This window comes from Arcticibacter svalbardensis MN12-7, assembly GCF_000403135.1.
GTDB lineage: Bacteria > Bacteroidota > Bacteroidia > Sphingobacteriales > Sphingobacteriaceae > Arcticibacter > Arcticibacter svalbardensis.
In genome coordinates, this window is sequence record NZ_AQPN01000103.1 from 18,444 (window position 1) to 31,593 (window position 13,150).

A 13,150-nucleotide genomic window follows, 5' to 3' on the forward strand; every position below is an offset into this window, starting at 1 on the left:
GCCCCTTTGGTTGTCATAAAGGAAATAAAATGAAGAATTTTGAAATAGTGATGAGTATATGTTGTATCTCATATAATCATGAAAAATACATCAAACAGGCATTAGATAGTTTTCTAATGCAGATTACCGATTTTAAGTTTGAAATAATTATTGGAGAAGATTGTTCTACGGACCAGACCAGGGCTATTATAGAATCATATTGCCAAAGATATCCCGATATCATCCATCTTTTAGTTAGCGATAGCAATGTTGGAGCAATAAAAAACCAGGTGAGAGTTATTAATAAAGCAAAAGGGAAATATATTGCAATGTGTGACGGCGATGATTATTGGAGTGACCCTTTAAAGTTGCAAAAACAGGTTGATTTTATGGAAAGTCACCCGCAACATGCGATTTGCTGCCATTATACTAAAGTTATAGATGAGCAAGGGAAGCTTGTATATGTAAATACAAAACCTGAAGTACTGGAGTTTGCTTTTGAAGATGTTTTATTAGGGAAAAAGGAAGAAACAAGGATCTGTTCCCTGGTGGCTAGAAATAACGGCTGGGTAAAAGAAATCGGTATGGAAGATTGGTACTATAAGACCTTCGGAACAGACACGCTTTTTAAACTGTATATCATGGCCTGGACAAATGGAAAGATCTATGTATTACCTGAAGTGATGGCTGTGTATCGTTTACATCGGGGAGGTATATGGAGCCTGATAGATGGGAAAGTTAGAAAGGGCAGAATGATTAGTGACTTTAATGTAATAATCAACAACTTTCGTTATTCATCCATTTCTAAAAAGGAATTGCTAAAAATGTACATTTCCCAGTATCTGCTATTTGATATGTGGAATTTAAATATATCGAAGGCATACCATACGTTGACCAAGCTAATCTAGGAGAACAAACCCTTGACAGATTATTAATTCTCAAATGTAGAAATGAAAGGCAAGCTGTTTTTTGTGATCAATACGTTGCAAGGTGGAGGAGCAGAGCGTGTTGTAAGTACGCTTGCGGGTAATTTACAACAGCGTAACTTTGCTGTTCATATCATTTGCCTTAACTATGCTGAATCATCTTATAAAATCCCTCCGGAAATTAAAGTTGTTTATTTGGTAAGCCGAAGGGGGGAGAGTGTGTTTTACAGGTTGTATTATGCGGGACTTACTGGGTTTAAATTAGTAAACCTCTTAATTACTGAAAAACCAAATACTGTGATTTCTTTTATGACCAGTGCTAATTTGTGGACCGGAATTACATGCCTTTTGACACGCACTCCTTATATTGTATCAGAAAGAACAACTCCTGACCATACGCTTAACCAATTTGGAAGGTTTCTTAAATGCGCCACTTTTGTTATTTACAGTAAGGCTAAAGCCGTAGTGCTTCCTTCCCGAGGGATAGCATTAGCATTGAAAAAGATTAAAGCATTTCAACATCTTACTAATTTAGTAGTCATAAAAAATCCGGTTACTAGTTTTACGTCTTTTTCCAAACAAAGAGTTCATTCCTCGAAATTTATATTAGGAGTTGGCCGGTTATCATACGAAAAAGGCTTTGACCAGTTAATTGAGGCTTATGCAAATATAAAGTCAACCGATACCGATTTACTGATCGCTGGGGAAGGGATAGAATTAGAATCGCTTCGGAAACAGGTTGATTTGCTTCAATTGGGTGCCAGCGTGCAATTGATAGGATCAAAGTCAAATTTACAAGATTATTATCATCAGGCAGAAGTGTTTGTCCTGCCATCAAGAGAAGAAGGCTATCCAAATGCATTAATTGAAGCGATGAGCGTAGGTTGCCCCAGTATCGCAATGGACTGTGAATTTGGCCCCTCAGAAATCATTAATCATGGCAAAAATGGTTTATTGATCCAGGATAAGAATATAAAAAAAATGTCGGAATCTATTTTTAAGGTGTTATCTGACCCTGTTCTGAAAGCTAAATTAGCTGCTAACGCCCGATTAATTAATCATACCAATGCGCTGGATATTATTTCCGCTAAATGGGAAAAAATAATCGTGGATCTATAAATCCTAAAATGCAAACTTTTCTAATCTGTTTAAAACCTGTACAATAGACTGGCCCTCGTCATTTATTTGAATAGTTACCGAGAGAATACTGATCGTGAGTGCAGTATCAAGTATTGTGGAATCTACAAAAATCAACCCTATGAATATTCCCTTTTCTCCACCATTTATTGATCAATCCGTGATTGATCAGGTAGTTGATACGCTCCATTCAAAATGGATCACTTCGGGACCGAAAGTTAAGGCTCTGGAAACAGAGATTATGAACTTGACCGGTTCTAAGGCAGCGGTATGTGTAAATTCCTGGACTTCAGGCGCAATCATGATGTTGAAATGGTTTGGTGTGAAAGAAGGAGATGAAGTAATTGTTCCTGCTTATTCTTATTGTGCGACTGCTTTATGCGTTTTGAACTGCGGAGCAACACCTGTAATGGTGGATGTACTGGACGATTTTACAATAGATCCCAAAAAGATAAAAAAGGCCATAACAAGTAAAACGAAGGCCATTTTAGCTGTCGATATTGCTGGATGGCCTTGTCACTACGATAGTATCAATAAACTGATCAGAGATCCTGATATTAATAAACTGTTTGTTCCTGAGTCTGAAAAACAAGCAGCTATGGGCAGAATAATTTTGATTGCTGATGCTGCTCATTCCATTGGAGCTATCTATAAAGGCGTCCCTTCGGCTCAAAAAAGCGATATTGCTATTTTTTCTTTCCATGCTGTGAAAAATATTACTACAGCTGAAGGTGGATGCATCTGTCTGAATCTTCCTGTTATCTTTAATAATAAAGATGAATACAATTTTCTAAAGATCTTTTCCCTCAACGGACAGAATAGAGATGCCTTCGCTAAAGCAATGGGTGCCAACTGGAGATACGACATCTTGTTTAAAGGTCTAAAAATCAATATGCCAGACATTTGTGCGGCAGTAGGACTCGCTCAGATTAGGCAATATCCAACACTTTTATTGCCGCTCAGAAAAAAAATTGCCATGAAGTATTGCCGCATGTTTAGCATGTTTCCCTGGTTTATCCCTCCTGCATTGAAAGATCGAAATAGAGAATCCTCTTATCATTTGTTTCCTTTAAGGGTTAAAGGTATTACTGAAGCCGAAAGGGATGAGATAATTGACTTCTTATTAAGTAAAGGCATAGTGGTGAATGTGCATTTTATACCCATGCCCATGCTTACGTACTTTAAAAGTATTGGATATGATATTGAAGATTATCCGAATAGCTACAAGCAATATTCATGCGAAATATCATTGCCCATTTATCCGCAGTTAACGAATGTGGAGGTTGATTATATTATAGAAAATACGATAGAAGCGGTTCAACTGCATTTGGAGAAAAGTAATTTAATAGAAATTGCATCTTAAATGAAAGTCATGAGTAGTAAAAGAGTTTTTGATGTGCTGTTTTCGTTGTTAGGAATCATGTTGCTGATCCCTTTATTTGTACTGGTATCAATCTGTATCATGATAGATTCAAAAGGAGGGGTCCTGTATCGTCAAACCAGAATTGGACGCAATAATGCAGCCTTCAGCTTATTGAAATTCAGGACTATGCGAATAGGTGCTGATCAGGCAGGAGAGTTGACAATCGGTCTCCGTGATAGTAGAATTACCCCATTCGGATATTTTTTAAGAAAATACAAGATTGATGAACTGCCTCAATTGTTTAATATTTTAATCGGAGAAATGAGTTTTGTAGGGCCAAGGCCTGAGGTAAGCAAATATGTAAACCTATACGATGTACAGCAACAGCGGGTTTTAAGTGTAAAGCCGGGAATAACAGACTGGGCCTCTATTACTTATATAAATGAAAATCAGCTATTAGCAACATCAGCAAATCCTGAAACCTTCTATATCGAACAGGTGATCCCTGATAAGATTAAACAAAATTTAAAATATGTTGACCATCATAATTTTTGGATAGATATGAAGATCATCCTGTTAACTCTAAAGAATATTATGTTTAACCGCTAATTGTTTAGAAAATTCTATTGTACTGAACTGCTTTATGAAAAAAATTAAAATATTAGATTGGCCAGCCCAGCGGTTTTACTGCGAAACACATCCCTTTTATCGTTGGAAAGAACAACTTAAGGAAAGAGGATATGAGGTAAAATGCTATCATAATCACTTACATAAAGAGTTGAAAGAAGCTGATTATTTAATTCTACATTCCCGTTATTTTAATCCCGGATGGCAAAGTATTCATGATCGTAATCAGCAAAATGAAGAAGAGCTGATTGCATATCTTCTTCAAATAAAAAAGGCGAATGGAAAGCTGATCTGGTTTGATGCTGCAGACTCTTCTGGTTCAAGTGATTTTCCAATTATTCCTTTTATCGATGTCTTTTTAAAAAAGCAAATTCTAAAAGACAAGGAATATTATACAGTCCCTCATGTAAATAATAATTTGAGAATATGGATTGATCGTGATGAGTTTGGCACTTCATCGTTTCAGCCATGCCCTGTAAACCAGCTTCATAAAATAAAAGTGGGATGGAATTTAGGATTGAATGACTATCGTTATTTTGGTTACAAGATGAGCAGGTTAAGCAATTATTTAAATTACAGCTTATACCCGATTAAGTTTAGTCAGGTTGCCGAAACCAGACCTTTGGATTTAACCTTTAGAGGTACCATTCACTATGAAAAAAGCGGACCAGACAGGGTATCAGAACAACGAAACAAAGTGCTGACCTATCTGAAGAATGTGAGCATGAAGGTTGCAAGCGGACCAGTAATACCAAAAAAAAGCTATTGGAAAGAGTTACGAAACTCAAAGTTATGTATTAGTCCTTTTGGATGGGGAGAAGTTTGTTACCGTGACTTTGAATCATTTATTTCAGGAGCATTGCTTATTAAACCATCTATGGATCATTTGATTACTTATCCGGATATGTACGTTCCTAATGAAACTTATATTTCTGTTAAATGGAATCTGGACGATTTGCCTGAAAAACTAGAACATATTAAAAATAATTTTTCAGACTACAAGCACATTGCCATCCATGGACAGGAAAGGTATAAAAAAGTGGTGAATGATCCTGAAACATTCATTAATACGCTCTTAAGCGCTATCAATTGAACCTCTTAATTAGAAACACTTCTATTTAATTGACTTATTAACATTGTAATGAAACTATTGGTTATACTCATGATTTTTTATCTGTATGCATTAACATACGGAGTTTTCATGACTGAAATTTTTAGAATACCAGCTCCTTTACTGTTTTGCTTTCCCCTTATCATTTTGTATAAAGAGAAAAGTGATCATTTTTACTATTGGAAAGAACTGTTTGTTTTAATTGCTTCAGTTTTTTGCTACTATATCATAGGGTCATCAGACTATAGGACTTTTATTGCAACCTTTATCAGCATGGTTATTTGTGTTTGTTATTTTAATTATTTTGTAAATACGAACAAGAGCCGGTTTAATTATTCCATACTCATCTTTTACCTGCTTCTTACATTCTCTGCTGTAGTAATGGTTTTGAATCATTTTTATCCTCAGATGAATAATGTGAGGGAGTTAATTATGAATGAAATGGTGTTACAAAGTCCTTCGGGTATTGCCATTTCACAATTTACTTTTGGATATCAGCTAGCCGCTTTAGTATCATTTGCTGTGATCTATACAATCGTTTTCCATCAGCCATTCTATATCAAGATATTCGTTTTTCTAACATGTCTGTTATTTATTTATTTGGGCATGCAACGCTCTGTTTTTATCACTTTTGCCTGTTCTATTACACTTTTTTCATTGCTGTATTATCGCTACAAAGCTATTTTTATCATTGGAATTGCTATTTGTACCAGCCTTTTATTTTATAATTATGTATTGAAAGACAGTTCGGATAATAAGAATAATATCCTAAGTAAAAATGAGAATAATGACCCTGAGTTTAACCGTTCCGGACTGGTTGCAGAGAACCTCAGGATTTACGCAGATTATCCCTTAGGCTTGGTGTTTTATGGTAAAAGCTGGGGTGACGTAATATATAGGAACCGAGTGTTTTCATCTGGTATCACCTCACACAACGCCTATCTGATGTTTATCACTTACCTGGGGCCTTTCTTAGGATTAGCGCTATTATTAGCCGTATACAGCAAAATTGTGCGAATAGGTTTTGCTGCTTTAAAGCAAATTCGGCTAAAGGAAAATGCGATGCTCATATGTTTATGCTTTTCATTTCTGGCAATTTCAATTAATGCGCTATCTCATAATGCCTGGTTGATCAGTGCAGATGGACCTACTTTATTTTTATACATCAGTATTCTTCATCTCAACAAGATTATGCCTTTGGAAAAGGAGCAAGCTAAATTGGAAATTTAAATCTTAATATATGCTATTTTCATTTGTTATACCAACCTATAATCGTGCTTTGAAAGTAAGCAGGGCAATTGAAAGTATCCTGAATCAACCAGAATGGGCACTAACATCTGAGATCGTAGTAGTTGATGATGGTTCTACCGATAATACAGAAACATTACTTCAGAAATACATATTAAATAACCAGTTACGCTTAATTAAACACCCCTCTAACCGGGGAGTTGCAAATGCAAAAAATACAGGTATTTTAAATGCAAAGCATGAATATGTGGTCTTATTAGATTCAGATGATCTATTGGAAGTTAATGGACTGAAATATTTAAACCAATTGATTTTGAATAACAGGTATGACATCGTTTTTTGTGGCACTAAGGTGTTGAAAAATAATGCTTTGATGTATGATCCTGCCTTTTGGGGCATCAAGTCCTATACCGATATGCTGATTAACCCTGTTGGCGAATATTTGCCGGTATGCAAAACGCAATTGATGCAAAAGAATTTACTTCGAAACCTGAGGGGTTATGAAAGTATTACCTGGCTAAGCATGGCAAAAGATGGATGTAAGGTCTATTATGATAAGGAGCCCCTTGTGCTTGTTGATGATCAGGGCGACGACCGTATTTCTGTACGTTTAAGCGGCATGAAAAATTCGGCACAAATGAGTGAGGGATATGCATTGTACTTAAAAGAATTTGGAGCAGACCTTAAACGACTTCATTATATGCTTTACCTGAAAATTAATTTCAAAATGATTTGTTACTCCTTAATGCGCTTTTACTTCCAAAAGAAAAACCAAAATTAAAAAAATAGGATTCAAATTATAATGAAAAAAAAGGTATTTTTTATTGTAAGTCATTTAGGAGCAGGAGGATCTGAAAGAGTATTCTGGCTTTTATCGCAATATTTTGATAAGTCATTTTATGAGGTAAGTTTGGTACTGCTCGACTCTAGAAATCCTTTTTTTTCCGCCGATATTGATGGTGTTAATGTTATTAATCTAAATTCAATCCGCGCTTCCAATTCTTTTTTTAAACTACGAAGCTTAATAAAGGCAGTAAGACCTTATGCCATTTTCACAACAGGAGGCCATATTAACACATTACTTTCCTTTGTTTCTCTATTTGCACCTGTTCCTGTACTCATTGGCCGTGAATCAAATGTGATGAACATGACGGCTAAGCTAGGGGGACCAAAAGAGAAATTCTGGGACCTCTTTGTCCGGCTTACCTATTATAGGTTTAAAGTTGCCGTTTGCCAATCGAATGAAATTCATGATGCAATGGCCAATTTGTATCATATTCCCATGCATAAGTTGGTGGTGATTCCAAATCCTGTCGTGTTAACCAGCCTTCAAAAAGTAGAAAAGGTCAGAGCAGGTAAAAAGCTTATTCTGGTTGCCCGTTTGGCTATTGAGAAAGGAATAATCAGACTGCTTCATATTATAAAAAAGCTACCGGCAGATTATTCACTTACCATTGCAGGTGAAGGCCCTATGAAGGACGCCATTAAAAAAGAGATCAGTTTACTTCAACTCAGCGAGCGGGTACATGTGGTAGGCCTGATACCAGATATTTTAAATACGATCGTTAATCATGACCTGATGGTATTAACCTCTTTAACAGAAGGCTTCCCCAATGTGGTACTTGAATCTTTATCAGTAGGGATCCCTGTTGTCGCTTTTAGGGTAAGTGGCATTTCCGAAATGCTTCGCAACGATTTTAACGGGTATATCATCAACCAGGACGACCTGGATTCTTTTGCATCTCACATTGTTAAAGCCTGCAATAGAAAATGGGATTCTTTAGCTATTAAGGAAGATGTGAACAGCCGTTTTGGAGTTGAAAAAGTGGTTAAACAATATGAAGAATTGCTTGCATAACTCCCTTTTGTAAAAATTGTCATCTTTTAAAATCATATAAGTGTATGTGTGGTATCTACGGTTCTACAATTAAGTACAGCGATGATATAATACGGGCAAAATTGTCTCTGGCAAACCATAGAGGGCCCGATTATTCTGCATTTGAGCACACAGGGGAGGTTATATTGGGTCATAACAGGCTTGCTATACTGGACCTGGATTCACGTTCAAATCAACCCTTTACTTATTTGCACCTTAAAATAGTATTTAATGGGGAGATCTATAATTACTTGTCTTTAAAAGCGAAGCTTGAAAAGAAGGGTTATAACTTCAGCACCACATCAGATACTGAAGTCATCTGTGCGGCTTACCTTGAATATGGTGATGAATGTGTAAACAATTTTAATGGCATGTTCTCCTTTGTGATTTATGACATCAGGGAAAATAAACTGTTCGGAGCAAGGGACCGATTAGGTAAAAAACCCTTTTATTATTGCCACACCGGTTATTCATTTGAATTTGCCAGCCAGTCATCCCAACTTAAAATTGAAAGAAATTTTACTTTAGATCAGCAGGCCGTTAATGAATACTTTTTCTGGGGATATATCCCCGAACCCAAGTCTATCTGGCAAGAGGTAAATCAACTTCCTGCAGGGAACAGATTTACATATCAGCTTAGTTCAGGTTCTTTAAGTATTGATAAATATTGGGATCTCGATTATAATAGGACGAACAAATTTACGGGGGGCTATATAGAGGCAAAGCGTACCCTTAAAGAATTATTACAGGATGCCGTTGCCATTCGAATGCATGCAGATGTTCCATTGGGCGTTTTCCTTTCGGGAGGTATAGACTCTTCCCTGATTGCTGCTCTTGCCTCCAGAAAAGTAAATCATGTCAAAACGTTCTCCATAAAGTTTAATGAAAAGGGTTTTGATGAAAGCTCATATGCACGTCTGGTGGCTTCCTATCTTCGAACCGAACACCAAACTATTGAATGTAATTATAATGAAGGCATCGGTCTGATTAATGATTTTTCTCAATATTACGACGAGCCATTTGCAGATTCAAGTGCTATTCCAACCATGTTATTGAGTAAGTACACCCGTAAAAAGGTTACAGTAGCATTAAGTGGAGATGGTGGAGATGAAGCCTTTATAGGCTATTCGAGATATCGATGGATTAAATTGGTAAATAACCTGTTTAAATTGCCTTTGCCCGTTCGTAAGTCTTTGGGATCTATAGTTAACCTTTCTCCCAATTATGTCCATAAGCTTATTGCCATGGGTATTTCTATAAAGGATATTGAAGTGCTCTATATCCGGATGTTTGGGGGCATGGAAAATTCATGGATTGCAGAACCGGAAAAAGGTATGGGGAATCCATTCCGATCTATTTTTAATGATAAATCAAAAAATCTGTTAGAGACATTGTCTGATTTTGACATTAAAATGTATTTAAATGGTGACATTAACACGAAAGTTGATCGGGCTTCTATGGCATTTTCTCTGGAATCCAGGGCACCTTTAATGGATTATCGCATCATTGAATTTACCCGCAGTTTGCCCACTAATTTTAAATATTACCAGGGAAATCAAAAGCGGATCTTGAAAGATGTACTATACGATTACTTACCTCCCGATCTGTTTAACAGACCAAAGGCAGGGTTCACAATGCCCTTTAAGGAATGGTTCAGAAAGGAACTTAAGGAGTATGTGATGGATAACTTATCTAAAAAGGAGCTGGAAAAGATTCCTGGTATTAATGTGAAAAGAACTCAGGAAATTATTCAGGAGCACATGACTGGTAAATGGAATCGTTACCCTCAAATATGGAAGATCCTCGTGTTTTCTCAATGGCTTAAAAAGCAAGTAAGCAGTCCTGTTTTTGAAGCCTTCGAATAAGCCACTACATCATTAAAAACATGTGTATGAATGCCAAAGTCCTATTTATAACATCAGGAATGTGCAAGGGGGGAGCTGAAACACAATTGATTAAAGTGGCCTTATTTCTCAAATCACTTGATTATACCGTACTCATTATCTCCTTAACCCCTATTAATGAATTTGATCTTGATTATGAAAAGAAAGGAATCCCGGTACACTTTTTAAAAAGATGGAGGCAACATCCTTTTTCAAACTGTAATTCATTGTACCAAACGGTAAAGTCTTATAAACCGGATGTCGTGATTGCCTTTATGTTCATTGCCATTATTTTTGCAAGGCTGCTTAAGAAAATCTTAAACTTTCCATTAATATCTACTATTCGGATAGGCGTATTACCTCGGAAATGGTACATTCCCTTTTTAATTACTTCCGGTTTAGATGACCAGATTGTTTATAATTCCAGGGCCTCTATGAATAAATTCGAGGAGCTAAAACTGGTGGATAAAACCGGATCAGTCATTAATAACAGTATTACAATCCCTTCATTAATAGAAAAGAACCCTGCATGCCGTCACGATGATTTGTTTCATTGGGTATGCATAGCGCATTTCCGTTGGAACAAAGATTATATGACACTCTTCAAGGCAGTAGCGCTCCTTAGGGGAATGAACTTCAGACTGGATATCATAGGTGAACTCAATGCGCAAACCTGGCCATTTCAGGTGATTGAAGAATTATATATAAAGGAACATATCCGCATCCTTGGATTTCAGAAAAATGCAAGTGATTATTTACAAGATGCAGATGCTTTTGTCTTGTCGTCGTTTTCTGAAGGTATGCCAAATGCACTATTGGAAGCTATGTCTTATGCTAAACCAGTAGTGGTAACTGATATTGATTGCAATAAGGAATTGCTTGGGCAAGCATCCTGTGGTCTTCTTTCCAGGAAAGAGGATGGACACGACCTTTCGGCAAAGATGTTGCAAATGATGCAAATGACGGCAGATGAAAGAGCTGGATTAGGCAGGAGAGGAAGGATTCATATTATGAATCATTTCGCTGAAGATAAAGTGATGAATCATTGGTTAGCTCTTGTCAGTCCCTATTCCTTAGTAAAAGAACAGGTTCATTACTAAATTTATTTTATGTGTGGGATATTTGGATCATTAAATATTGGAATCGCTGATCAAGCGGATGAGGTATTTAAAGGGCTCTTTCATCGGGGGCCTGATGAGCAAGGCTTTGTCATCAAAGATAATCTGGAGCTCTATCATACCCGGTTGGCCATACAGGATCTAAGTAAATCCGGACAGCAACCCATGTTTCATCAACATCTATCCATTGTTTTCAATGGTGAGATATACAATCATCTGGAGCTTAGGGAAAAATACAATCTCTACTCTGAGTCTAATTCAGATACAAAAACATTGTTGCTGCTTTATGAACTTCTGGGTATTAGCATGCTGGAAGAACTTGATGGCATGTTTGCCTTTGCTTTATATGACCAACGGCAGCACCAGCTTATTCTTGCTCGTGATCGGGCAGGTAAAAAACCCTTGTATGTTTATAACAAGGGAAATGCACTGGCTTTTTCATCCGAATTGAATGTTCTATCTCAACTCTTTGCTCCTGAAGTAAACTACTCTTCACTTGCAGCCTACCTCTATCTTGGCTATCATTACAGGAAGGCAACACCATATCAGGGAGTAACTGAATTACAGAACGGTCATTACTTGAAAATAGACACTCAAACTACAGAGCAAACCCTTGTCAAATGGTTTGATATAGGCGCCTGTTACCTGAATAAAAATAAACTGTCCTATGCCGATACTCTTCAGGAGTTGGATGCACGATTACAGCTTGTTGTTAAAAGAAGAATAGAAACCTCAGATCGTGATGTTGGCTCTTTTTTGAGTGGAGGAATAGACAGTGGTTTAATCACAGCTATCGCTGCAGCCCATACCCACGAATTGAAAACCTTTACTGTAAGGGTGGAAGGTGCTTACGATGAATCTTTATTTGCCGAAAAGTAGCAAAGCGATATCATACGAATCATACCGTTGTCGATATCTCATTTTCTGATCTCCAGTACGATATAGAAAAGATCCTGATTAATTATGGTGAGCCATTTTGCGATAATTCAGCTATCCCAAGCTATTATGTGGCAAAAGCGGCAAGCGAGCATATTACAGTCGTATTAAATGGTGATGGAGCTGATGAGCTGTTTGGAGGATACCGGCGATATGTACCATTTAAACAATTTGACTTCTTTAAGTCAGGCTCTCTCACTAAAGTTGCTGCCCGCGGATTAGCGGGCCTATTACCAATTGCCAACGAAAAGAAAAGTAATTACAATTATATCTACCGTTTATTAAAACTAGCCGGTTACAGTGATATCCTGCAACAATATAGCTCTGCATCATCTGATTTACTTGTTGGCTTTGAAAGTCAGTTTCTGATTCAACCAGATCTGAATGACATTCGTATTGATTTAACGGAGATTAATAAAATGCCCTTATCCTCTGTAAACAGATTACTGTTAATGGACTTCCAAACCATTTTGTTTAGTGGGCTATTACCAAAGATCGACATTGCGACAATGGCACATTCACTAGAGGCAAGAAGTCCATTCCTCGCCAAAGAAATTCTTGAATTTGCACCAGGCTTAAGGGATAATCTCAAAATTAAAGGACTCAGTACTAAATTTATTCTACGCGATTTGGCTAAGAAATATCTGCCGGCAGAGCTAATCGGGCAACCTAAAAGAGGTTTTGAAATTCCTCTTAAGAATTGGGTCAATCATCATCTGAAAGAAATTATAGCCGATTATATATTTTCTGCAGATGCACTTTATCCTATGTTTATCAAAAAGAAGTTCATTGTAGACTTAATGAATAGAAAAGTAAGTATCTCGGAAGAAAGAAGAGCTAAAATTATTTTTAATGTTTTTGCACTTGAAGTCTGGTATAAAAACCGAAACAAAGCAACTTCTGCATTTTTGAATCCTGAAGCATTTCAATACACTCAAAAATAACG

10 protein-coding genes and 1 pseudogene are annotated in these 13,150 nt (G+C 36.8%); all 11 read left to right on the plus strand.

What is annotated here, in order from left to right:
* Positions 1 to 29: 29 nt before the first annotated feature.
* The 11 genes and pseudogenes from ADIARSV_RS13855 to asnB (ADIARSV_RS21230) all read left to right on the plus strand — a co-directional run bounded on the left by ADIARSV_RS13855 (position 30) and on the right by asnB (ADIARSV_RS21230) (position 13,148).
* The gene (locus tag ADIARSV_RS13855) at positions 30 to 887 is read left to right on the plus strand and encodes a glycosyltransferase (protein ID WP_152439894.1); all 858 of its coding nucleotides are present in this window, start codon (positions 30 to 32) and stop codon (positions 885 to 887) included.
* A 42-nt stretch (positions 888 to 929) separates the two neighbouring features.
* Positions 930 to 2,024 carry a glycosyltransferase gene (locus ADIARSV_RS13860; RefSeq protein WP_016196198.1) on the plus strand — a complete coding sequence of 365 codons (1,095 nt, stop codon included), beginning with the start codon at positions 930 to 932 and terminating at the stop codon, positions 2,022 to 2,024.
* 139 nt (positions 2,025 to 2,163) lie between these two features.
* On the plus strand, positions 2,164 to 3,405 hold the full coding sequence (locus ADIARSV_RS13865; RefSeq protein ID WP_016196200.1) for a DegT/DnrJ/EryC1/StrS family aminotransferase: 1,242 nt from the start codon (positions 2,164 to 2,166) through the stop codon (positions 3,403 to 3,405).
* Positions 3,406 to 3,414: 9 nt separating this feature from the next.
* Positions 3,415 to 4,014, plus strand: coding sequence for a sugar transferase (locus tag ADIARSV_RS13870; RefSeq protein ID WP_040300140.1), 600 nt, complete (start codon positions 3,415 to 3,417; stop codon positions 4,012 to 4,014).
* A 34-nt stretch (positions 4,015 to 4,048) separates the two neighbouring features.
* The gene (locus ADIARSV_RS13875) at positions 4,049 to 5,125 is read left to right on the plus strand and encodes a hypothetical protein (protein ID WP_016196202.1); all 1,077 of its coding nucleotides are present in this window, start codon (positions 4,049 to 4,051) and stop codon (positions 5,123 to 5,125) included.
* Positions 5,126 to 5,233: 108 nt separating this feature from the next.
* Positions 5,234 to 6,373 (plus strand): hypothetical protein, encoded by a 1,140-nt coding sequence (locus ADIARSV_RS13880; RefSeq protein WP_235048425.1) that lies wholly within the window; start codon positions 5,234 to 5,236, stop codon positions 6,371 to 6,373.
* Between the two features lie 10 nt (positions 6,374 to 6,383).
* Positions 6,384 to 7,172, plus strand: coding sequence for a glycosyltransferase family 2 protein (locus ADIARSV_RS20700; protein ID WP_016196204.1), 789 nt, complete (start codon positions 6,384 to 6,386; stop codon positions 7,170 to 7,172).
* Positions 7,173 to 7,193: 21 nt separating this feature from the next.
* A complete protein-coding gene (locus ADIARSV_RS13890) occupies positions 7,194 to 8,249 on the plus strand; it encodes a glycosyltransferase (RefSeq protein ID WP_016196205.1) in 1,056 nt (351 codons plus the stop codon).
* Between the two features lie 44 nt (positions 8,250 to 8,293).
* Positions 8,294 to 10,132: an asparagine synthase (glutamine-hydrolyzing) gene (asnB, locus tag ADIARSV_RS13895; RefSeq protein ID WP_016196206.1), complete on the plus strand. Its 1,839-nt coding sequence runs from the start codon at positions 8,294 to 8,296 to the stop codon at positions 10,130 to 10,132.
* Between the two features lie 26 nt (positions 10,133 to 10,158).
* Entirely contained in the window at positions 10,159 to 11,250 is a 1,092-nt protein-coding gene (locus tag ADIARSV_RS13900) for a glycosyltransferase (protein WP_016196207.1), read from the plus strand.
* Positions 11,251 to 11,259: 9 nt separating this feature from the next.
* Positions 11,260 to 13,148 (plus strand): annotated as a pseudogene (gene asnB / locus ADIARSV_RS21230) (asparagine synthase (glutamine-hydrolyzing)).
* Positions 13,149 to 13,150: the final 2 nt, after the last annotated feature.